Source organism: Candidatus Coxiella mudrowiae, from assembly GCA_001077715.1.
Taxonomy (GTDB): domain Bacteria; phylum Pseudomonadota; class Gammaproteobacteria; order Coxiellales; family Coxiellaceae; genus Coxiella; species Coxiella mudrowiae.
On the sequence record CP011126.1, the window covers coordinates 1,259,009 to 1,281,876 of the forward strand.

Here is a 22,868-nt window from a genome sequence, read left to right on the forward strand (position 1 = left end):
CTTTCCGAAAATAATTTTTCTCCTGCTGAGTGTTAGCTCAAATCGATCGAGTTGTCTTCGGCCATCATTAAAGCATGCAACAAGTTTTTAATCAGCTAAAACTGGATACTCAAGAAGTTTTAATCTACGCCCTACTACAAACAGTAACCCTTAAAAGTTTCACGGCGGTTATGGCTATGTGTTTCATTGTTACATTAGGAGCACTCGTTGGAATTTTCTTTTTTTGCAAAAAGTAAGAAAAGTAGTTATTAGTTAGGCCTCTTCATAAGGATTAGGATCGGTTTTTAATTTAATGTAAACGGGAACTCCAATAAAATTAAATGTTTTTCGGAAATAATTAGCAAGGTAGCGAGAGTACGATTGAGGAAGGGATTGAGTTTGTTTGCCGTGGATAACAATAGTCAAAGGATGACGACTACCAAGATGCGCAAACCGTAAGCGAATTCGTCGACCTTTCACTAACGGGGGCTCATGCTCTAAAACTGCTTTTTCCAAAGTTTTCGTCAGTTGGCTCGTAGTTAATTCCTGCTGAGTTGATTGGTAGGATTCCTCAATTGCTCGAAATAATTTTTCTAGCCCCGTTCCTTCTAACGCAGAAATAAAATAATGGCGAGCAAAATCTATAAAAGACATTCGTCGATCGATGTCTTGTTTTACTTGTTCGCGTTCATCATTCTCTAAACTATCCCATTTATTAATAGCTATTACTAGGGGAACACTTGCTTTAATGATTAAATTTAACAATCGTAAATCCTGCTCGCTTACACTTTCACGAGCATTTAAAACAAAAATAATCACATCAGCGACATGCATAGCTTGCATTGATTTAATAATTGAAATTTTTTCTACTTGATTATGAATTCTTGATCGCCTGCGAATACCCGCCGTATCAATTAAGGTGTAGTTTTTATCCTTTCGAACAAAAGGGATATAAATACTGTCTCGCGTTGTGCCAGGTTGGTTATAGACGATAACGCGTTCTTCACCTAACAATCGATTAATAAGTGTAGATTTTCCAACATTCGGTCGGCCAATTACCGCAATTTTAATTCTTGGCTCCTTTTCAATGATTTCTTTTCCAACAACTTCTTTTTCTAACGTCAATTCACTAAGAACACTAGTCATCAAGCGTTTAATGCCACGACCTTTTTTTGCCGAAATTACGTAAAGTTCATTAAAGCCTAATCGATAAAATTCGCTTCGAACCGTTTCCGCTTCAGTTCCATCTGCTTTATTAACCACAAAAAAGATTTTCTTATTTTTTTTCCGCAATCGCTCTGCTACTATTTCATCGGCACGAGTAAGGCCTGTTTTCGCATCCACCAAAAATAAAGTACAGTCCGATTCTTCAATTGCCTGATCCACTTGAGTTTCCGCAAGTGCTGCTATAGCAGGTTCTTCTGAATCTACTAATCCGCCCGTATCCACCACCAAGATAGGTTGAGATCCAATTCTCACTTCTCCATATTGACGATCCCGTGTAACTCCAGGAACATCAGCCACTAATGCTGCTCGACTTCTTGTTAAATAATTAAATAATGTCGATTTACCAACGTTAGGTCGGCCAACGATGGTGATGACTGGAAGCATTTCTCTACCCCTTATGGCCGCTTTCTCTAAAAATAAGGACTTAGTTCTTAACTGTATATTTTCATTTTTAAATACGGATTCTCAATCCCAATAGCTTTCATTCCATTTTGTGCTGCTTCATATTTGTGCTGCTTCATAGGATTTTTCAGCGGCTGGCTTATTACCTATCGCGGCATAAATATCACCTTTAATATTTTTCAATAAGGGGATTAAAAGTAAAATCATTAATTGTTCGCAATAAATCTAACGCTTGATTAGGCTGGTTTTGAGCAAGATATATTCGAGCAGCCCGCAAACGGGCGATCTGTTGTAAAGGGGGAGCGGCATTATCCATATAACCCAATGCAATTGTTTTAGCGCCTCTGCATATTTTTTGTGCTACAGCATTCTTAGCATTTAGTAATGAAGCCATCACTCCATAAGGGGTTTTCGCGTACTTTTTAACAATCTGATTCGTTAATTGATTTATTTTTCCCAATTCGTGCTGACTGGTTAGTGCTTGCAATTGTATATAAAGTTGCGAAGCTCGTTCTGTTTTCTTAATATGGAAATGATACCAATACCGCCCGCCAACCAATTAATCATTTTAATTTGTTCTTTAATAGGAAAGATATTCTATCATTTTATCATTCCTTCACTGTTCTTCTACTCAATGGAAAATAGGGATAGTTAAGTTGTTTTTTCATGTAAATTTTTTCACGCAAATAAGCTATTACCTCATTTTCTTTGAGTTGTTGTTGTGGTAATGCCTCACTTAAAGGTTTAAGGGTTACTGTATTCGTTTTCATTTCTTCTTCACCAATAACCAATGCCCATTTTGCACCACTTTTATCTGCACGTCTAAATTGACTTTTAAAACCACCTCCGCTGAGATGTGTCTCAATAACCAAGCTGGGTAATGCATCGCGGAGGTGTTCTGCTACCATCAATCCACGTTTCACTGCCCGCTCCCCCTCCACCACGAGATAAATATCCGAATGAATAACATATTCCCGCATCGCTTGCAACAGTAAGACGACCCGTTCCAAACCGGCAGAAAATCCAGCCGCTGGTGTTGAACGATCCCCCATTTGCTCAACGAGATCATCATAGCGTCCTCCTGCACAGACAGTCCCCTGAGCGCCTAACTGGCTGGTTACCCATTCAAAAACAGTGTGAGTGTAGTAGTCAAGCCCTCTAACCAAGTTGGGATTAACAATATAAGACAATCCTGCTTGCTCTAAGAGGGCTTGTAATTGATCCCAATGACGACGAGATTCATCGTCCAAATGATCCAGAAGTTTTGGCGCTTCCATGATAATAGGTTGTAGGACAGGGTTTTTACTATCCAAAATCCGCAAGGGATTGGTTATTAGACGTCGTTGACTGTCTTCATCCAATTCTATTTTTCGCGACTCCAAATAATTAACCAGTCTTTCCCGATAATGGAGTCGGCAATTCAGGGTGCCCAAGGTGTTCAATTCCAAAGTAATGTATTTCTCTAAACCAAGCATTTTCCAGAAGCGACGGCCTATTAAAATTAATTCGGCATCAATAGCAGGATTCCCTATTCCATATGTTTCCACGCCAACTTGGTAAAATTGACGATAGCGTCCTTTTTGAGGCCGCTCATAACGAAACATGGGGCCTATATACCATAATCGTTGGGTTTGATTGTAAAAAAGACTATTCTGAATGCCTGCTCGAACGCAACTAGCCGTTCCTTCAGGGCGCAACGTGAGGCTTTCTCCATTGCGATCTAAAAAGGTATACATTTCTTTTTCCACAATATCTGTAGCTTCGCCGATCGTGCGTTTAAATAAAGCAGTTTTCTCTACCACAGGGAAGCGGATTTCTCGATAGCCGTAAGAAGTGATAATGGTTCGAAATGTTTCCTCAAAGAAAGACCAATAAGGTATCTCATCGGGGAGGACATCTCTCATTCCCCGAATCGCTTTGATGATTTCTGTCAATGATCCGTTCCTGAAAAAATAATCTTATTTTTTGTTGTTGGTGTTGCAGGTGGCGTTGATTCCTTCGTCGTTTCTTTCAAGGACAATTCTTGACTCGGTGCTATAATCGATTGAATTTGACCCATAAAGTGTTTCTTCCCCTGCCACCAAACACCAACCAATATAATCAAAATAGCTAAAGCGAGAAAAGTGATCCAACGGATCGTCTTGCGACTAATCATTCGAGTCGAACGCGAGATTACGGGAACTGATTGATGTTTCACTGGTTTTTCTTCTCGCGCTTTAATTCGCTCAAACTCCTCGTTTAAAGCTAAGGCGTCGAATGCAGCCATAACTTCTTCTGGGATAAGTCCAACACAACGAGCATATGCACGCAAATAACCCCGTACATAAATTAAAGCAGGCGCTTGGGAATAGTTATCCTTTTCCAGGTTTTTTATCCACTGAACGCTCAAATGCATTTGTTTCGCTACGTCCTCATACTTGAGGTTTTTAGCTTGACGAGCTTCACGCAATAAGATTCCGGGCGTTTTAATAACGCTGTTAGATAATTCGGCATGAACTTCCATATCTTCAATTACACTTTCCGTCATGGCAGCATTCCTGGTGGTAATAGTTAATTGGCATTATAACTGAGTTGATGACTGTCTAGAAGCACATCATTCTTGTTCGTATTGAAATTTCCCATGGATTACGTACCAGACGCTTCTTTATTTATAGGAACAATACGCCGGCCCCGCCCGGTCCCGGTTCTGAGCCAGTGTTGATGACACCCTTGTGCGATCTCTTGAAATTGTCCCGCTAATTGACCACAAGCGCCTGCAATGTCATTCCCTGGTGTTCGCTGAACACGCGTATTAAATCCAGCTTCTATCAACCTTTTTTTAAAAGTCGTAATAGCTGCTTCCGTTGAGCAGCGATAAACAGTCCCTCCAAAGGGATTAAAGGGAATCAAATTTATTTTACAGCTCAACATCTTCCAAGAGCCGGATTAGCTGCTGCGCTTCGCCAAGGCTCTCATTAACCACCCTATCAATCATTACATATTCGAATGTGACGTAACGATTGCTCCCTCGTGGATAACAATCCTGATAGAGGGGAATTAATTTCTCCAAGGGAAACTTTTTATTAAGTGGAACGAGAATATCTCGCAATTCGTCGTTGGGAGCATGGAGAGAAACAGCCAAAGCCACTGGACTTTCTCAACAAAGACGCTGCATTTCAGGGGATAACCCCCGACGTACTGAGGGTTACTCGATACTTAGATAAGCCATAGGCGTGATCGTGCATCATCAAATGCATGGCTGCCACAACGGGATCGTAATTTAATAAGGGCTCTCCCATCCTCATCATGACCACATTAGTAATCTTGTAAGAAAATCTTGTAAGAAGATTTTTTTTAAGAGCTGACCTAACCAAACTTGCCCAATAATTTCAGGCAATTTACGATTAAATTCTTCTTTTCCCGTCGCACAAAAGCTACAATTCAAGGTGCATCCTACCTGGAAAGACACCCATAAGATCCCCCTATTACGGTCAGGAATAAACACAGTTTTTATTTTGTTATTATCCGCTAAGCAAAATAACCATTTATGGGTTCTATTCTATCTTGGGATACATGATCCAACACCAATTCTGGCATCTTAACTAAAGCCTTCTTAGTTAATTGTAAAGCCTTCTCAGTTAATTGGTGTCGGAACAATTTGCTAAGATCTGTCATCAAAGAAAAATCTACTACCGCCCGCTGATGGATCCATTGCAAAAGCTAGGGTCGTACGATAAGTCGGCTGGCCACAAGAGATTACAAACTTCCTAAGCGCTTTCTCGTTTAAATCTAAAAGATTTATCTTTTCTTCCATAAACATTTAATAGAAATTAAATAGGGAAGTTTACCTAATTCTCTTTGTTGAGGCTACCCGCTCTCTCAATCGAAGACCGACTAATAATCGCTTCCAGCCCGCTAAAAAGTAGGGCCCAATCCCAAAACAAAATATTTGAATGAAAAACTTCGATTGTTGCGATTTTTTCAAAGCAAGAAGAACTGCAAAAAAACTTTAAATTAAGGTTAAATTTCAATTTGATATTTTTATATTTTTAGCTAATGTATTTTATAGTTAGGACTATAAAATATTCTATAAAGAACATCTAAATTCATATCTGCCGCGTCTACATTTTAAACTGCACAACTACCAAGCACGAATTGCATTAATATAAGCAAATTTTTATGCCTTTTATGCACCCAACACTTGATAACATTACTAATGTTGTAAAATCGCTAGTTTTCAATTGCTCGAAATTGCCGACTCTAACCCGTAAATATTTGGAAACACTCAAATTACTTTTAATTCCAGAGTTAGGCCTACCTGATATAAATATGACACGCGAAATTACCCACCTTACTTATCAGCTAAGCATTTCAATAGCCCATACAGAATTTTTTAATTTCGTTATTTTCTTTCTTAATTCTCAAACTCAAGCAAAGATCGATGAACAAACTCAAAAGAAAAATCTAAACTGAAGCTATTCAACTTATTCGAAATGCTATTGAAGCAGGCATACTTCCTTTAAGAGATAATGGGGAATGGTATATTCCTCAAATTCAGGCTATTCGGAACGGATTTGGATTACATCCTTCTTTCCAACCCAATTTACCCAAAATTGAACTGAATGATATACACAGTTTTTATGGGAGAAAGTTTCTTGACAACTTTAACAGAGATTGTGACAATATTATAATCAACAAAGGTAACTTTATTCAACAAATTCAAGTATTTTGCGAAACTCGCCAAAGAGAGTTAGATAGGGAATAAAGTATTCTCAACCCAATCGACGGGCTTCTTCTTGCTCAGGCTGCTATTCGATTAAGAAATCAAACACTAAATTGAGTAAAATTTGTAAGCGGCGTGTTAAGTAAGAATACAGCCTTCTCCCAACGATATGCTCTCTACACCACCAGACACTGATGGTAATGGCAACGAAGTTAATCAATTACCAAATAACACAGAGGGTGACAGTTCAGAGATTTTATCAACATCCACGGAGTCACCATCTTCTCCGCCAGAAGCCATCCCTTCAGAAGAAGGGAAAAAGTTACCTAAAGAAAACTACCTTTTCAATTACTGAGGAAGAAAGTGTCTCACTTCTTATCAAGTGGATGTAAATACAACCGACTGGCACCTCGATCGGCTTAGTCAGGGAAACACACCGTTGCATTATGCGCTTGAAGCAGGAAACCAGTAAGCAATTTATTTGTTTTTTATGAATGGTCCTCGACTGGATATTAAAAATAGGCAAAATAAATCCCCTCTCGACCATCCAAAGCCAAATAAATTTCTCGTAAATTTATTGATCCAGACACGGGTAATAATCCCTTTCATTTATCAGTAATTAATGGACAAATAGAATCTTTCCAAAATTTTTTCGTTTTCAAAAAAAAGCCGAAAATTAAAAGAACTATTAACCTCAAAAAACAATGAAGACCCAACACCCTTAGAAGTAATAGACAGAGAAAAAATATGGTTTTTCATCTCATTGTAAGTAAAATAGCGGGCGATGAAGCAGCCCATCTCAAAATGATTTATGAATTAATGCTTTTTTCAAAAAATTATTGTGAAATTGAATCGGAAGCCTCTTATGACGATGAACGTAAAGAAGCCGACGAAGGTGAAGAAGTCAGATATGATACGGATAAAATTAAATCTTTACTATTACGGGAAAATAAAGCAGCGCAAACATGATTCGAAGTTGCCACTCTTACAGCAAGATAAAAATTGGAAGATCTAAACAAAGTACTGCCTCAAGAGGCAGAAATAGAAAAGCATTTACAGGACTCCTGCATACCCTTTACTATGAATTTGAAAAATCCCGCAAACTGAACAGAAAAGGATATCAAACTTTAAAAGCGAAATTAGATAACGTACATATGGCTATGCATCGAATTCGAAAAGGAGAAAATCAGGCAATTAAATTATATTAAATGATTTGTAAGCCAAACTTACTGACACAGCATGGTGTTTCCCTTCCACAAGATGGTCTGATCTAGTTAACGAAATTAAAATTTCCAAAGCACAACCAACAACAACGCAATATTCGAAGCAACTCTTGCGAGATTTTAGACGGCTACATAAACAAATTTGGCAATACAATTACCTTGACGTAAAACTCACTTGTAATGAAATTCTCAACGGAGTGTAGCCCAATCCTGGACCGGTTATTGATCTTTAAAAAAGATCACCCTGAAATTGAAGACAAAGCGGTTAAAGATTATTTCCACCCTCACTGTCCTCACACACCGTTGGAACTCGCTTTGTGGCAAGCAGCTACTCATCAACGAGAACGTAAAAAACTCTTAACATTACCGGATAGTATACTCGGCGGTTTGCGTTAATCGAAGGCCATTTCATTACAGAAAAAAGAAGCATGAAACTAGTTTTAAAAAGGTAAAATATCAGAAAAATTGGCAATTGTTCACGAGCAACAACAAATTCTAATGTGAGGGAAAAGACGTAACATAGCGGTTTTGTTGGAAGAATTAACAAAAAATGAAAAAATTAAAACACAAAGAAACTGGTCCTTTTGGAAAAAGTCCACATGCACCCAAGAACTGACTGAGAAAGAGCTTCGCCAAGTATTATCCGCTCGTGCCGCTTAAGCGCCTCTTTGTTGATGGTTTTGAGATAAAGAATTAATTATCAAATTAATAAAAGTTGTATTGCCACTTAAAGTTCCTACTAATTGCTCTGTTTTGTTAAATAATAAATCAATACGTTCGCCGATAAAATTTTGCGTTTTTGTACCCATTTCAATTTGATCATCCAAATCATCTTGCCATTGAAAAATTAATCCAATAGTTGTACCCAGTTCACGCAATTGTTCAAGTACGATTTCATTCATGCAGTTGGCGCAAAGCGCACCTAGTTCAACAGCTGCACGAAATAAGGCGCCTGTTTTTAATTGATAAACAAACTCATTACCTTTACTACCTAAATCGAGTTGTTGGCCGCCAGCCATACCTAAAGAACCTGAAGCACGTGCTAAAGTGGCTACTAAACGAGCACTGTCTTCTCGAGCTAATATTTCAAAGGCCAACGACTGCAAAGCATCGCCTACTAATATAGCCGTTGCCTCATCAAAAGCTCTATGACAAGTGGGCTTGCCTCGCCGGTAATCATCGTTGTCCATTGCCGGCAAATCGTCATGAACCAATGAATAAGAATGAATAAGTTCAATAGCACAAGCTGCGTTATCCATTCGCTTTGGCTTAGCTCCAAAAGAAAGACCCGTTGCATAAACCAATAAGGGACGTAAACGCTTCCCTCCTGACATAACAGCATAATGCATCGCCTGATGCAGACGTTCAGGCGATTGCGCACGATCCGGTAATAAATTTTCCAGTTGATGATTAATACGATCTTGATAGGTTGAGATAAAATTAAGCATTTAACTACTCGAAAAAATTTCCTCCGGCTTGAAGAAAAAGGAAATTTCTTCTTTCGCTGTCTTTGGGCCGTCGGAACCATGCACAGCATTAGCATCAATAGAATCTGCAAAGTCAGCTCGGATCGTTCCAGGCACCGCTTCTTTAGGATTAGTGGCTCCCATGAGCTCGCGGTTCTTAGCAATCGCATTTTCGCCTTCAAGCACTTGGATCATGACAGGGCCCTGGGTCATGAATTTGACTAAATCCTTGTAAAAGGGACGTTCTTTATGAACGGCGTAGAACGCTTTTACCTGTTCCTCACTCAAATGTTGCATTTTCGCTGCAATAATTTTAAGGTTGGCCTCCTCAAAACGCATATAAATTTCACCAATAACATTCTTTGCAACCGCATCCGGCTTAATAATTGAAAAAGTTCGTTCAATAGCCATGATTAAATCCTCTACTGTAAAAAGAAATCGGTAATTATATGATTATTAGCTAAGTAAGTTCCACCGGATCTTAAATCACGTTAAAATTGACTCGAACTTTGGAGAAAACCTGAGGTATATTAGGTGACTGCATTTGAGATAATACCTTTCATTCTCTTTCTCGTCGTTATTGGTACAGCCATTGCGGAACGAATTAATATTCCCTACCCACTGGTATTAGTTATCACTGGTTTGTTAGTTGGCTTCATTCCGAGAATTCCTAATTGGCACTCTCCTAGCCCTATTGTATTGCCTTTATTTTTACTACCTATTTTATTCGCCGCGGCCAGGTTGATTTCTTGGGAAGTTACAAAATAATAAAAGCGAAATTACCTCTCTTTTAATACTCTTAGTCATTGCTTCCACAATTGTAATCGGATTGACTTTATAATTTAGATGCTTCCCAGTATGCCACTCAATGTCGGTTTGGTCTTGGGAGTCATTATTTTGCCTACCGATGTGATTGTCTCCACTTCGATTCTCAATCAGATGAAAATACAAAAATATATTATATGCAGTCTAGAGGTAGAGAGCTTATTCAACGACGTGGTAAGTATTGTACTCTATAAAGTAGCTCTTTTATTCGTGTTTATAAATTCAATTGATTTATTACAAGCTGGCGAAAATATGCTAGTGGTTGGTCTGGGGCATTCTTTTTGGACTTTTGTTTTCTTATTTCACAAAATTAATTGTAAAAAAAAATTAACAGAATCCGAAAATGAATTGCCCATTATTTATAAGTATCATCTTAGCTTACGTTTCTTTCTTATTTGCAGAACGAATTGGCGTTTCGGGAGTTTTGGCCACAGTCACTGCCGGACTTTTTCACAAGCGAACAGACCGAACTATTAAAGCTCGAACACGCTTGTCAGAAAAATCCGTATAGGATACAATGATTTTTTTCTCAATGGTTTGATTATTCATTATTATTAGAATGTAATTTCCTAATTATTTAGGTAAAGTTAATTATCTTCTTCCCAACCAGTTAATATTTTTTCAGCAATTACTATATTTACTCTAACTTTCTTGGGATTTTTTTTGGGTGATGACCAACCGTACGTACTTCTAGTTAATTTATTTTCTCGTTTAAAAAAATATAAAAATAACCATTATTTTTTCATGGACGGAAGTCGTTATTTCTTCTTGGTCGGGTATGCGCGGACTCGTATCATTAGCATTAGCCATTGCATTGCCCATCATGTTACCTGAAGCCGTACCGTTTCCTAATCGCAATTTGATTATTTTTTTTAACTATAATTACTATTTTATTTACGTTGTTTACGTTGTTAGTACAAGGTTTATCTTTACCTTATCTTGTTAGATTATTAAAGCAGAAAAAAGCGATGTGGCTCTCATCAAAGAAAGTACAAAAATTCATCAAAAATTAACTAGGGAAGCGATTGAACATATCGATCATTTGGAAGCAAGGAAACACATTTGCTCTGAAAATGCGAAAAAATTAGTAAATAGTTATTACGCTAATCGGTTACTCCAATTTAAAGTAACTTATGAAACTGAATGCGAGAGGCATGAAGTGGGTCATGAAGCGGAAGCACTATTAGCGAAAATACTATTAGTCAAAATATTAAATTATGAGGAGCGTAGTCGATTACATGATATGCGCGCTCTCAAAGGAGAAATTTTCGAAGAAGTTTACATACGCATTCTTTCTAAAATCGATCGCGAGGAAGTGGGATTTGCTTCTTACAAATATTATAAGCTATTAATTTTTATTAAAAATTTTTGGACGTCCTTTTTTACAGAAGTGAAAAATTCCAACGTATATTGACACGTCAATAGCTTGTTTAATAAGATTAGACTCTTAATGGACCTCACTAAGGAAATGTTAATCATTTCCTTTCTCTTAGTGTTTCACCTGATGGATCTTCATTTAATCCAGCACTGGTTCTGGACGAATAATCACGTTACGAGAGTAAAAAAAGAGGAATAATCATTATGTTGAAAAAATTTGTAATCGGCTCGACAGCTGTTGCCACTTTTGGTCTTTGCACCGATGCTTTAGCTGATTCGATGGATTCATCGGGTTCCAATGGTACTGGTTTTTACGTTCGCGGCGAAGGAGGTTACGGATGGGCTGACTCCAAAGCTAACAAAGTTATTCGTTTTCCAGCCGGCATTGTAGCTCCACTGGATGTACAACCTACGTTAAGCACCAATAACAAAAAAAGTCTTGGATTTACGGGTCGTATTGCTGCCGGTTATAGCATCAACCAATATTTTGGTATTGAAACCGGTTTTAACGTGTACCATCCAGCTTACCGATCTTTGACCTTCAAAGGTAATCTTCCTTTACCTCAAGGGAAAACCGGTACGGGAGCTGCCAAAACTTCCTTGTATGCTTTTGACTTAATGGGCAAAGCAACTATCCTCTTCAATAATTTTTACGCTTTTTTAGAAGGTGGTTCTGCTTACGTTCACGCAAAAAATAGTGCTTTAACAGCAAACTTTGGCAACAATCCAATAACCTTCTTGAAAGCAAGCTCTAAAGGTTTTGTTCGACCGAAAGTTGGTGCGGGTATTGGTTACAACCTCACTTCCAATTTGGCTGTTGATGTTTCCTATTCTCGTATTTTTGGAAAAGGCTCCATTAGCAATCCTAATTATTTACCTAACTTAAACACCACCATAGTCGGTTTAACTTATAAGTTTTAAGGTAAAGCACGTTCACTTAAAAATGGGTTTTACGACCTTTTTTTATAACAATAGATAGATACCGATAGGATTCATCAAAATTCTAATAAAACTTACTTCAGGAAATTGAACATGAAGTTTTTATCTTCCCGCGCAAGAGTAATTTTTTTTCATGTAGTCAGCTTGTCTCTTTCTTTTGGGATAGTCACTGCTTGGGCAGGCGACCCAAACAGCACAGCTCAAAAAAATCTAACTTTAGCAAAAACTGCTACGAATCAAGTACCCGAAACACCTCCCTCTTTAGTCCCTCCGCCCCCGAATTTAAATGTAAAAGGGTATGTGTTGATGGACGCCAATTCCGGTGCCATTATCGCCGAAAAAAATATGAATCAGCGCCTTCAGCCTGCAAGCTTAACCAAATTAATGACGCTTTATTTAGCTTTCCAAGCGCTTAAGAGTGGGCAAATACACTTAGACGATAAAGCGAGCGTCAGTGTTAGTGCATGGAGAACAGACGGTTCTCGCATGTTCTTAAAAGAGGGCTCAAGTGTACCTGTCGATTCTCTGATCCAAGGAATAATTGTTGCTTCCGGTAATGATGCGTGTGTGACCGTAGCCCAGTATATTGCTGGCACAGAACAGACCTTTGCCCAAATGATGAATCAAACGGCACAGCGTCTCGGAATGAAAAGTTCACATTATGTGGATTCCCAAGGATTACCCAATCCCGATCATTACTCCACCGCTTATGATATAGCTCTTTTAACCCGTGCTATTATTAAAGACTTTCCTGAATATTATCATTTCTTTTCTCAGAAATGGTTAACCTACAATAATATTAAACAACCCAATCGCAACCGCTTGCTCTGGCGTGATAATTCCGTAGACGGTTTAAAAACGGGACATACCGAAGAGGCTGGTTATTGTTTAATTGCATCCACCCAACGGGAAGGAATGCGCTTAATTTCCGTGGTGTTGGGAGCACCTACTGATAGCGACCGTGCGGACGATTCCGAAGCATTGCTAAATTACGGATTTCGTTTTTATCAAACTCAACGGCTATTTAACGTCCATATTCCCATTACTCAGAAACGGATTTGGTTCGGTAAGGAAAAATACGCCTCTTTTGGTTTAGCAAATCCTTTATATGTTACCTTTCCTATAGGAGATAACAAAAATTTAAAAGCCACTATACAATTTTCAGAACCGCATTTACGAGCACCGTTAAATGAAGGTCAATCCTACGGCGTCATTAATATCTCACTCAATGGAAAATTAATGGCTACAGCACCTTTAATTGCGCTGCAAAAATATTCTACGGCGGGTTTATTATCTCGAATGTGGGATCATATAGCTTTATTCTTTAAAGGGATTTTTAGCAAAGCATCATGAAGGATGAAACGATTAAGCCATGATGCCCATTTTTTAGCCTTTAGCATCACAGTTCACGCTGGAAACAAAGCAACGCTAGATGCTTGATACCAAGAGTTAAGTAGTTCGCCACTTGTTCTTATGGTTCTGTAAGAATTCTGTCAGAGAAAGGAAATTGCCCCTTCCACTACAAAACCCCTGGTACAATATTTGAACCTAATCTGTCAGCAGTAGTTTTTATCTCGAAGGTATTACCTCCGTCGGTACTAATCGAAAATCCATCCGTCGTTCCAACATACAGCTTCTGTCTGTCTTTGCTGACCATGATCATACCCAACTAAGTTGCTTCCTAAACCATTCGCCGTGGTTCTGGTTGTAAAAGACTGTCCGCCGTTGGAACTAATAGCCAATCCTTCCGAGGTACCCACATATACCCGCTGGCCGTCTTCACTGACAAATACAAACTTGACATATTAGTAGGCAAGTTAGCGTTTGCTATGGTTCGATTTGTGAAAGTTTGTCCTCCCATCTGTGCTGTGATGGAAAGACCATCAGTGCCTCTCCCTCAAGAGGCGTAGTCGCTGCATAGACTCACTGGCCATCAGGATGATGGCTAAGCCAGCAACAACATTGCTTCCTAACCCATTGGAGTAGTTACCATTTACAAAAGTTTGGCCACCGTTCGTACTAATTGAAAGTCCTTCAAAGTCCCCACATAAATACCTTGTCCATCGGGGGTGACAGCAAGTCCTCTTGTGCTGTTATTACCTAAACCACCTACAGTTGGGGGTTCGATTAACAAAGGTCTGTCCTCCATTCGTGCTAATGGAAAGACCTCCGCCAGGTTTATCAGGATTGGGGGCGGCAAGTAGCCGCATATAAGTGTTGGCCGTTTTCCCTGGGTGTATACGCCAAAAACCATATTACTGCCTAATCCATCCGCCGTTGTTTTGTTAGTAAACGTCTCGACTTGATTTGTACTTTCTCGGCCAATAGAGACCACCATTAGTTCCTTCAAAAACAATAGTGGGACCAGGCGGAGGTGGTGGCGAAGAACCGACGGGAGCGATTTTTACATTAAATGCTGCCGCCAGTGAAAAACAAAGTAACCCATTAAAGCCAAAAACCCAGACTTAGAATATCAATGCCTTCTTTACTTCCTACCTATATTTTTACTCCCAGCGTACAAGCTCCACCATTTGGTAAAGTTTGATTTTGGTTACACGTAGTCGTGTCCCAGAGTCCAATGAAGTTGTTATTAAAATAAGGGAAGATAATTGGCTTCATAACTAACATTGGGGATGGAAGCCCCCGGGGGCTATATACTAGTCACCGTAAAGAGAGTTACAGGACTATTATTTTTAGGCACAGTGGCTGATGCTCCTGTTTAGAAACATGTTAAAAACAGGCTTGCAAACTCCCAACAAAGGGATAATTATTAAGCTCACTAAAAGAAAAAATAACGTCCTGATTTTTTTTATAGTCCCTCTTCTCACAAAACAGTAAACTCATTGTCAGAAAATGAACTTAACACACCCGATTGCAGAGCTTGGTTTGTATTTTGAATGTCACTAGGTTTAAACTTCGCACGCCATATCGATACCTACTCGTAACCAAACTCCACTGCTAAATGTCGTCGAATGGGGTAAGAGATACCGACTCCCAATGCATAGGAAAATGCACTTTGAGTATTAGGTTGGAAAAAGGATCGCATTGGAGCAGGCGTACTTCCCTAGCAAAGGTACTTCTTTATAATCCTGTAGATGATTCCAGGCCATGCCCAAACCCGCAGAAAAATAGGGTTGCACACCATTCCGTACCCATTTAAATCAACTTTATACTAGCAATAAGTAGCTTTTCGCTTTGTAAGAATAATGAAGTGCATCGAAATCAGGGGCGATATTTACAAAATAAGCCCTTTGCAGGGCTAATCCAAAACAAAATTGATACACTAACCCCATTGATAACCTACCATCGCCCTAAATAAACCTGCCACATCCGTGTCACAATCCGCTTCATAGCGGTTCACTAAAGTTGGGGGTATCAAGTAAAACATTTTGTGTTTTCCAGCAATAGAAAGGCCAATGCCTGTGTTGAGTGCACCAAACCAACTGGCGTAGACGGAAGAGCTTGTAAATAGAAAAGATAACAACGAAAAAATGATAAGAAATTTACCAATAGAGAAAATTTTATTTAAATTGTCGATTTTAGTAGGATAATCCTTTCATTAATTTAGAATCCAACTATAAAATTTTAAAGATCCATTGTCTACTAAAAATTAAGGGGGAAAAGCGAAATGGATAATTGCTTTTTTGCTTACCAAAATTCTCCTTACACTTTTCATTGTTATTTTACCCGTTTATTGGAAATTATAGACTTCAAAATTTTTTTTGCTGTCAGATATTACTTTTTTTATTATGCTCTTGGCCTTGTGGTTAAATTCCTCTCTGTTCATTAGTACGGCTATCATTAGCATTCTTATACCGGAATTATCGTAGGATATTGATTTTTTTTAAATTAATTACCCGTCGTCGTTTGTTTCAAATTACCAATTACATGTTTAATCTAGCCCATTCACTTTTCCTTCGCTGGTTTTCTCTTTTTCATGTTGTCTTACAGATTATTTGGATTTGGTGGCTTTTTCTCTGGGGTTAGAATCAAAAAGCACCACCTTACACTACGGTTCTGATTTGGGTGATATTGTTTTAATTACTTATTTTTTCACTGATCCACAAAAAATATTAACTGGGTATTTTTACCTAGATATTTCAAGTGAGAAAAGAAGTCTTCGTTCGCTTAGCTCATCTTTCTTTTTGGGATCGATTCCCCTCTTTATGATCTGGCCTTTGCACCTTATTCCTGAGTAAAATACTGTCATCATGGATGTTATCATTCGCCAGTTCAATCAAGTAATGCCTTATCAACCCGTTTGGCAAGCCATGCGGATGTTTACTTCTCAACGAAAACCTACCACCACAGATGAAATTTGGATGTTAGAACATCTGCCTGTTTTTACGCAAGGATTAGCGGGCAAGCCAGAACATGTACTTAATACTCATGAGATTCCACTTATCCAATGCGACAGAGGTGGACAAGTTACTTACCATGGACCAGGGCAGCTCATGGTGTATCTGTTGCTTGATCTTAATCGTCTCAACCTTAAGACTCGATCCTTTGTACGCGCTATCGAAAACAGCGTTATTGACTATTTAAAACAATTAGGAATCAACGCCCAAGGAAAGGAAGAAGCACCTGGCGTCTATGTCGGAGAAGCAAAAATAGGGTCCATCGGTCTTCGCATGCGCAAAGGATCGAGCTACCATGGATTAGCATTTAATGTAGCAATGGATTTAACCCCTTTTACTTATATTAATCCTTGTGGATTCAAAGGATTAATGATGACACAAGTACGTGATTATGTGAGCAATATTAATTTGCCTACGGTTCGCCAAGCAATCATTCGACCTCTCCTAAAGAATTTCGGATATAATCAGCTTCTCATCAAAACAGAAACCACGCTGGAGTCTTTCACCGATGTCTAAGTATGACCCAACTCAGAAAACTCTCGGAAAAGAAAAATTGTCACGCATTCCCATTAAAATCGAGGCTACCGATACGCCGCTGCACAAACCTGATTGGATTCGCATTCGTTTATCTACCGACAACAAAGTCGCTCAACTGAAAAAATTACTTCGAAAAAATCGGCTGGTGACAGTCTGTGAAGAAGCTTCTTGTCCAAATTTAAATGAATGCTTTGGTCACGGTACCACAACCTTCATGATTATGGGTGACAAATGTACCCGTCGTTGTAGTTTTTGTGATGTGGGCCATGGGCGTCCCGATCCTCTCGATCCTGAAGAACCCATCAATTTGGCTAACACTGTAAATCTCATAGCTTTAAAATATGTGGTTATCACATCAGTGGACCGTGATGATCTACGAGATGGAGGGGCTTTGCATTACGTCCAATGTATTAAGGCCGTACGCGAAAAAAACCCAACGATTAAAATTGAAATTTTAGTTCCTGATTTTCGTGGACGAATGGAAAAAGCTTTGGACATTCTTGCACAAGGACTGCCGGATGTTTTTAATCACAATATTGAAACAGCTTCTCGATTATATAAGCAAGCTCGACCTGGCGCGGACTATCAATGGTCCTTAACCTTATTACAGCAATTTAAAAAGCGCTTTCCTGAAATTCCTACTAAATCAGGCATGATGTTGGGGCTTGGGGAAACGCGTGAAGAAGTGAAAGTAGTGATGCAAGATTTACGCAAACACAATGTGGACATGTTAACACTCGGCCAATATTTACAGCCTACCCGTTATCACATGTGTGTCGATCGCTATGTTACTCCTCAAGAATTTCGTGAATTAGGCGAACTTGCAAAAAGTTTAGGATTTATGAATGTCGCCAGTGGCCCCTTAGTTCGCTCTTCGTACCATGCCGATTTACAGGCGAAAGGGGATATAATTTTATAAATTTTCTCATTTCTTAAATGGCAATATAAAAATAATCGGATGATTGAGCATTACCTGACGCAAATTAATCATTACCTACAGGCTCACGCCTATATAGGGATATTATTTGCTTTTCTCGTGTCGCTCGCTGAATCCTTACCTTTAGTTGGAACTATTATACCCGGTTCTATCACCATGTCGATTATTGGTATTCTAGTAGGTCAAGGGATGATTTCGTTAGATGCCACTTTATTTTGGGCGTCGATTGGTGCGTTAGCAGGGGATACTGTCGGTTTTTTTGTAGGAAAACATTATAATGAACGCCTTCGTCTGATCTGGCCTTTCAAACGATATCCTCAATGGTTAACGGTGGGAGAAGCCTTTTTCAGAAAACACGGTGGGAAAAGTATTTTAATTGGCCGTTTTGTGGGTCCGGTAAGAAGTTCCGTTCCATTAATTGCAGGCCTTTTGAAAATGAGCTGGCCACGTTTTTTTCTTGCAGCCATTCCTTCAGCAATACTTTGGGCAATCGCTTATTTATTACCTGGAGTGCTTATCGGCACAGTCTCCTTGCAATTGCCCCGGCATGTAACCACTACGTTTATATTAACGGGATTAGCTATTATCGTTTTGGTTTGGTTGGTTTTTGGGGCTATCCAGCGTTCTTTCAGTTACTTAATTTCCATGGTTAATGACGCCATCGACCGTTTGTGGCAATGGTTATATCTTCACCATTCTTCACGCTTTTTATTACGACTTATTACTAACCATAGAATTCCTACCGATCATCATCAATTAACTATGCTACTGTTAGCATTTCTAAGTCTTTGTTGTTTTTTCGTATTAGTTATTGTTGTCGCCATACTAGGGCCCGCAACTAACTTTAATGAACCTTTGTTTTATTTCTTAGAAAGTTTACGATTGCCCAACGCTGATAAATTTTTTACAATCATAACAATTCTAGGCGATCCTAAGGTAATAATTAGCATCGTTTTACTCTTCATAGCCGCCCTTCTTATTAAAAAACTTTGGCGCCCTGCCTTACATTTAACAGCCCTTACCCTAACAGCAGGTTGTCTTACTTTTGTTTTAAAAAAATTAATTTATTCTCCCAGGCCCGCCAGCTTTTTAGTTTTTGATCACTCCTCTTCTTTTCCCAGTGGCCACATAAGTCTTAGCCTTCCTGCCCTGGGTTTTATTGCCTTCTTAACTTCTCAGCAGATACCTAAAAAATGGCACTGGATTCCTTACACCATTGCAACCATTTTAATTATTTTAATAGGCTATTCTCGTTTATATTTAGGCGCGCACTGGCTAGAAGACGCTTTAGCTAGTCTTTTTCTCGGATTTTCAATTTTGTTGAGTGTTATCATTTCATATCAACGCTATCCTCCCAAAGCCTTTGGTAATTTAAAATGGTTAATTTTTTTAATTCTTGCTATTACCTTTCCTTGGGCTGGCTTTAGCAAAGTAAAATACCACACTCTTATGCACTCACCCATATTAGCTATCCAAGAAACAACTATTGAGGATTGGTGGCAAGATCCTTCACGATATATTCCTATTTTCCGGCTTAACCGATTCGGACATCCCACTCAACCTTTTAACATTCAGTGGGTGGACGGATTAAGTACTATCGAACAAACATTAGAGCAGCATGGGTGGAAAATTATTCATAGTAAAACCGATGTCCAAACTGTATTAGGACGATTCGCAAGTTATAAACCTGAGCACCATTTACCATTATTTCCTTGGCTTCATCGAAGCAAACCGCCAGTTTTATTTATGATTAAACACCTTCCCCATGCAACTACTATTGTCGAACTTAGATTATGGGAATCGGGCGTGCGGTTTGAAGATGCTACCTTACCTCTCTGGATAGGTTCAATTAATTATCATCTAGCACCTAAGCATTTAATCACTCTGCATCGACCTCATGAGATTACGTGGTTGAATGGTGGAGGAATCAATCAACTTATTCCAGCCCTATCTGGCTATCAATGGAGAAAACTACAGATTCATCCACCTGGAAAATCCAAAAAAATCCACCGTCTCCCCGACTGGAATGGAACTTTGCTCCTTATTCGATCTCAGGAAGGAGGAATATATACTATCTTATTGAAAATTAATTAAAAATTCTTTTACAGGCCAAGTTACATTTTTTCTGCTATAGTATCATTAATTAAAAAATAGGAGATATTCCCATAGAAAGACAAAGTCAATCTCAACAACAAGCTGGACGAGTATAACAACGACCTTCTGCCAATCCAAGTTGCCAAAATACACGAGTACAAAGATAATCTTTAAAGATAAATCTTTGATTAACCCCTCCTACTGAGCGTTTACAAAGTGGGAGGTGTTTTTTTAAAGGCCATATTTTTGCCACAGTACGTATTATCATTCTAATATCCTTCCACACAATAATTCCGGAATGAACGTCGTAATCTTGAAAAGTAACTTGCCAAACGAAGGAACGCTCGCTGAGAAAATCCAATGGCATAAATAGCTTTCGTGCACTGAGGTAAATAAATAGCCAATATTCTCTTCGGATGAGCTATATCGCGCTCTAAAAGCAGTAAATTATTGCGAATGAGGTTCTCTCGAACACATTGAGCAGTCTCTACTTTTAATCCGGTGTTGTCATACAAAATCCAATCATTCAGTCAAACGGAAAAACGAATAGGAAGTAAATAAAAATTAATAATTCTTTCTACGGCTATCTTTCTACAGCTATTTTTACTAATTCACGAATAATAATCATGGAAGAATGAGAGGACCCCAAAACAGCAATTGTATCGCCAGATTCATAAATTGCCGCTAATTTTTTGGGGTTAAGGACATCAATAAATATTAATTGGGGTCACATTTTCGTAATGATTTTCATATTGAGGCAATGTTTTGGGAGTGGGCCCCATAACCAATCTTTTATTGATATTTCATGTACAAATGTGCACTCAGCATAAACTCGACTTTTTAAATAATCGTTAAATAATCATTAATCCATTGTAAAGGTTCAGCGACCTGACCTCTTTCAGATAACAAAAATTATTTTCATTTTCATTTAATGAGTCGATCGGAAAAGGATTTGAACTACTTGACGTAGTTAAATGATTTGTAGCCATTTAAAAAATTCCAAAAATAATTTAACCGCCATATTAGAGATCACCCCCCCAATATCGGCCAAAATCGCCCACTCGCCCACTTGAAAATGAGAATCCTACCAGACAATAGTGATGAGCTGAAACCCCTAAGTCTAAAAGCTCTCCTAATGCTGCTAACCATGCTGGACCTGCAAACCAACCACCGCGTATTTGAAATCGGTTGCTGAGCCCATTAATTAGTTTCCCTTACTAACTATTCGTATACCCCCTCCGTTTTCGCCGTTCATCGGCTTCTGCACGCCGATGTTGTCGACGATAATCCGCTTCTTCATAACGACGCTTTTCAATATCTGTCTCAGGTATTACACCAGGAACTTCGATGGGACTGCGATTTTCGTCTACCGCCACAAAAGTAAAATAGGCTGATAAAATATGACGGACCTCTCTTGTTCTTGAGTTTTCGGCTAACACTTTGACCCCAACTTCCATAGAAGTACACCAAGCACGATTCAGTGAGGCTCGAATTAACAAAACATCACCTCGTGTGGCCGGAGCCAAAAAATGCAAAGCATCTACTGAAGCCGTTACACACGTACAACCACTATGCCGCTCAGCGACCACCAATGCAGTTCGATCTAAAATGGCCATTACCAATCCGCCGAATACCGTATCCGTAGCATTTAAGTCATTAGGGAAAATTTTATAAGTTTGATCATGTATAGCAGATTCTGATACCATTTTTGCTTTTTTAGGTTCCATTAATACCTCTTGAGTAGACAAAATGATACCAAAATGGACCGCCATAGCCTATAGATATAAAGTAGACATAATTAATGGCGATAGTTTTAACTGAGTTAGGAGAAACTTCGATAAAAACGGAGAATTTTTATGAACATCATTATTGCCGGAGGGAGCGGATTTATTGGCAGTTTCATGACAGAACGCTATTTAAAGTAAGGTCAACGAATTAAGGTTACTAGTTGTTCAGAGACTAAGGTCCGCAAAAAATTTGGGGACCGAGTGGAGGCTATAGAATGGCCTGCTTTGAGAGCTGAAGTATTAGAAGCTGTGGATCTTATTGTTAACCTTTCAGGAACTGGCATTGCTGATAAGCGCTGGAGCAAAGCTCACAAAAAAGAAATTATTGAAAGTCGAATTAAGCCAACAGAAACTCTCGCCTTACTTCTCAAGGGGCTAGGGAAAGCAACCCCCTCCCCCTTTTTCAATGCCAGCGCTGCTGTGGGTATTCATGGATTGCAGAAACCACTGCCTCATAACTTACCCGCGCAGCCTTGGATGAGTCACAATCTATTCACGAAGGGAGCGATTTTGTTTCTCGAGTAGTACGGGCATGGGAAAAAGATGCCTCATCTGCCAAAAACGAAGGCGTTAGAGTTCTTCATTTACACGCTTCGGCGTTTAGGCAAATAAAGGGGAGAGGCGCCCTTTCACGATTTGCGCCTGCCTTTAAATTGGGTTTAGGAGACAAATTGAGTCAGGGTCGACAACCTTATTTCCTGGATCAGCATCGTTGATCTTTGCCGCACAGTAGATTTTCTCTTAGAACAACCAGAAATTAGGAGGGCTGTTAATGTTACTGGCTCCCGAATGTTTTACCCAGGCTGAGTTTGCTGACGCTATTGGGAAGGTATTACACCGACTGGTTTTTCTCACTACCTGCGATTTTGCTGTAAAACTGTTTTTTGGGCAAATGGGTGAAAAGCTTCTTCTGAATGGACAACATGCGATGCCTCGCATGCTTCTGCAACACAGATTTGATTTTCAATATCCTGATATCGAACCTGCCTTAAGTTACGCTTTGACAACTTAACTA

Annotated in this window: 17 protein-coding genes and 3 pseudogenes; 10 read left to right on the plus strand and 10 right to left on the minus strand. The window is 39.0% G+C overall.

The genetic code is table 11. The annotated features are described in order from the left end of the window. Positions 1-252: 252 nt before the first annotated feature. The 5 genes and pseudogenes from der to rlmN form a co-directional block, all read right to left on the minus strand. Entirely contained in the window at positions 253-1,590 is a 1,338-nt protein-coding gene (der, locus tag CleRt_RS05905; protein ID WP_048875434.1) for a ribosome biogenesis GTPase Der, read from the minus strand. Between the two features lie 187 nt (positions 1,591-1,777). After that, positions 1,778-2,167, minus strand: coding sequence for a YfgM family protein (locus CleRt_RS05910; protein ID WP_053097908.1), 390 nt, complete (start codon positions 2,165-2,167; stop codon positions 1,778-1,780). 49 nt (positions 2,168-2,216) lie between these two features. Continuing rightward, positions 2,217-3,542, minus strand: coding sequence for a histidine--tRNA ligase (gene hisS / locus CleRt_RS05915; RefSeq protein WP_082160452.1), 1,326 nt, complete (start codon positions 3,540-3,542; stop codon positions 2,217-2,219). Beyond that, a complete protein-coding gene (locus CleRt_RS05920; protein WP_053097911.1) occupies positions 3,539-4,135 on the minus strand; it encodes a helix-turn-helix domain-containing protein in 597 nt (198 codons plus the stop codon). Before CleRt_RS05920 ends, hisS begins: the two co-directional genes overlap by 4 nt. A 98-nt stretch (positions 4,136-4,233) precedes the next feature. Next, positions 4,234-5,401 (minus strand): annotated as a pseudogene (rlmN, locus tag CleRt_RS05925) (dual-specificity RNA methyltransferase RlmN). A gap of 1,656 nt (positions 5,402-7,057) precedes the next feature. Here rlmN and CleRt_RS05935 point away from each other — a divergent pair. Both CleRt_RS05935 and CleRt_RS10250 read left to right on the plus strand, forming a co-directional pair. Next, positions 7,058-7,279, plus strand: coding sequence for a hypothetical protein (locus CleRt_RS05935; protein WP_048875436.1), 222 nt, complete (start codon positions 7,058-7,060; stop codon positions 7,277-7,279). Positions 7,280-7,755: 476 nt separating this feature from the next. Then, positions 7,756-7,929 (plus strand): hypothetical protein, encoded by a 174-nt coding sequence (locus CleRt_RS10250; RefSeq protein WP_157870873.1) that lies wholly within the window; start codon positions 7,756-7,758, stop codon positions 7,927-7,929. A gap of 260 nt (positions 7,930-8,189) precedes the next feature. Here CleRt_RS10250 and CleRt_RS05945 read toward each other — a convergent pair whose 3' ends face one another. After that, on the minus strand, positions 8,190-8,981 hold the full coding sequence (locus tag CleRt_RS05945) for a polyprenyl synthetase family protein (RefSeq protein WP_048875438.1): 792 nt from the start codon (positions 8,979-8,981) through the stop codon (positions 8,190-8,192). After that, positions 8,982-9,410, minus strand: coding sequence for a nucleoside-diphosphate kinase (gene ndk / locus CleRt_RS05950; protein WP_048875439.1), 429 nt, complete (start codon positions 9,408-9,410; stop codon positions 8,982-8,984). Between the two features lie 123 nt (positions 9,411-9,533). Here ndk and CleRt_RS14215 point away from each other — a divergent pair. The 3 genes and pseudogenes from CleRt_RS14215 to CleRt_RS05965 form a co-directional block, all read left to right on the plus strand. After that, positions 9,534-11,160 (plus strand): annotated as a pseudogene (locus tag CleRt_RS14215) (cation:proton antiporter); the annotation flags it as partial. 245 nt (positions 11,161-11,405) lie between these two features. Then, a complete protein-coding gene (locus tag CleRt_RS05960) occupies positions 11,406-12,122 on the plus strand; it encodes an outer membrane protein (protein ID WP_048875440.1) in 717 nt (238 codons plus the stop codon). Between the two features lie 216 nt (positions 12,123-12,338). After that, a pseudogene (locus CleRt_RS05965) lies at positions 12,339-13,493 on the plus strand (D-alanyl-D-alanine carboxypeptidase family protein); the annotation flags it as partial. Positions 13,494-14,133: 640 nt separating this feature from the next. Here CleRt_RS05965 and CleRt_RS05970 read toward each other — a convergent pair. Then, on the minus strand, positions 14,134-14,478 hold the full coding sequence (locus CleRt_RS05970; RefSeq protein WP_048875442.1) for a hypothetical protein: 345 nt from the start codon (positions 14,476-14,478) through the stop codon (positions 14,134-14,136). A 1,873-nt stretch (positions 14,479-16,351) separates the two neighbouring features. On the opposite strand from CleRt_RS05970, the gene lipB reads away from it, so the two are divergent. Genes lipB through CleRt_RS05990 form a run of 3 tightly spaced genes read left to right on the plus strand, consistent with a single transcriptional unit; the run spans position 16,352 to position 20,066 of the window. Next, positions 16,352-17,014 carry a lipoyl(octanoyl) transferase LipB gene (lipB, locus tag CleRt_RS05980; RefSeq protein ID WP_048875444.1) on the plus strand — a complete coding sequence of 221 codons (663 nt, stop codon included), beginning with the start codon at positions 16,352-16,354 and terminating at the stop codon, positions 17,012-17,014. After that, a complete protein-coding gene (gene lipA, locus CleRt_RS05985; RefSeq protein ID WP_048875445.1) occupies positions 17,007-17,954 on the plus strand; it encodes a lipoyl synthase in 948 nt (315 codons plus the stop codon). Before lipB ends, lipA begins: the two co-directional genes overlap by 8 nt. Positions 17,955-17,993: 39 nt before the next feature. Next, positions 17,994-20,066, plus strand: coding sequence for a bifunctional DedA family/phosphatase PAP2 family protein (locus CleRt_RS05990; RefSeq protein ID WP_048875446.1), 2,073 nt, complete (start codon positions 17,994-17,996; stop codon positions 20,064-20,066). Positions 20,067-20,157: 91 nt separating this feature from the next. Here CleRt_RS05990 and CleRt_RS05995 read toward each other — a convergent pair whose 3' ends face one another. Together CleRt_RS05995 and CleRt_RS06000 are read right to left on the minus strand one after the other, a co-directional pair. Further along, a complete protein-coding gene (locus CleRt_RS05995; RefSeq protein WP_048875447.1) occupies positions 20,158-20,433 on the minus strand; it encodes a hypothetical protein in 276 nt (91 codons plus the stop codon). 850 nt (positions 20,434-21,283) lie between these two features. After that, the gene (locus CleRt_RS06000) at positions 21,284-21,793 is read right to left on the minus strand and encodes an acyl-CoA thioesterase (protein ID WP_048875448.1); all 510 of its coding nucleotides are present in this window, start codon (positions 21,791-21,793) and stop codon (positions 21,284-21,286) included. Between the two features lie 261 nt (positions 21,794-22,054). Between CleRt_RS06000 and CleRt_RS06005 the strand changes: the two genes are divergently transcribed. Beyond that, complete coding sequence (locus CleRt_RS06005; RefSeq protein ID WP_048875449.1) at positions 22,055-22,378, plus strand: hypothetical protein; 324 nt, start codon at positions 22,055-22,057, stop codon at positions 22,376-22,378. Positions 22,379-22,625: 247 nt separating this feature from the next. Continuing rightward, positions 22,626-22,865: a DUF1731 domain-containing protein gene (locus tag CleRt_RS06010; RefSeq protein WP_048875450.1), complete on the plus strand. Its 240-nt coding sequence runs from the start codon at positions 22,626-22,628 to the stop codon at positions 22,863-22,865. Positions 22,866-22,868: the final 3 nt, after the last annotated feature.

Bases quoted from the DNA above. Each gene is read 5' to 3' on its own strand.
- CleRt_RS06010 (WP_048875450.1), top strand. From the start codon at position 22,626: ATGTTACTGGCTCCCGAATGTTTTACCCAGGCTGAGTTTGCTGACGCT.
- der (WP_048875434.1), bottom strand. From the start codon at position 1,590: ATGCTTCCAGTCATCACCATCGTTGGCCGACCTAACGTTGGTAAATCG.
- lipA (WP_048875445.1), top strand. From the start codon at position 17,007: ATGTCTAAGTATGACCCAACTCAGAAAACTCTCGGAAAAGAAAAATTG.
- CleRt_RS05920 (WP_053097911.1), bottom strand. From the start codon at position 4,135: ATGACGGAAAGTGTAATTGAAGATATGGAAGTTCATGCCGAATTATCT.
- CleRt_RS06000 (WP_048875448.1), bottom strand. From the start codon at position 21,793: ATGGAACCTAAAAAAGCAAAAATGGTATCAGAATCTGCTATACATGAT.
- CleRt_RS05935 (WP_048875436.1), top strand. From the start codon at position 7,058: ATGGTTTTTCATCTCATTGTAAGTAAAATAGCGGGCGATGAAGCAGCC.
- ndk (WP_048875439.1), bottom strand. From the start codon at position 9,410: ATGGCTATTGAACGAACTTTTTCAATTATTAAGCCGGATGCGGTTGCA.
- CleRt_RS05960 (WP_048875440.1), top strand. From the start codon at position 11,406: ATGTTGAAAAAATTTGTAATCGGCTCGACAGCTGTTGCCACTTTTGGT.
- CleRt_RS05995 (WP_048875447.1), bottom strand. From the start codon at position 20,433: ATGCCATTGGATTTTCTCAGCGAGCGTTCCTTCGTTTGGCAAGTTACT.
- CleRt_RS05945 (WP_048875438.1), bottom strand. From the start codon at position 8,981: ATGCTTAATTTTATCTCAACCTATCAAGATCGTATTAATCATCAACTG.
- lipB (WP_048875444.1), top strand. From the start codon at position 16,352: ATGGATGTTATCATTCGCCAGTTCAATCAAGTAATGCCTTATCAACCC.
- CleRt_RS05990 (WP_048875446.1), top strand. From the start codon at position 17,994: ATGATTGAGCATTACCTGACGCAAATTAATCATTACCTACAGGCTCAC.
- CleRt_RS05970 (WP_048875442.1), bottom strand. From the start codon at position 14,478: ATGGTGGTCTCTATTGGCCGAGAAAGTACAAATCAAGTCGAGACGTTT.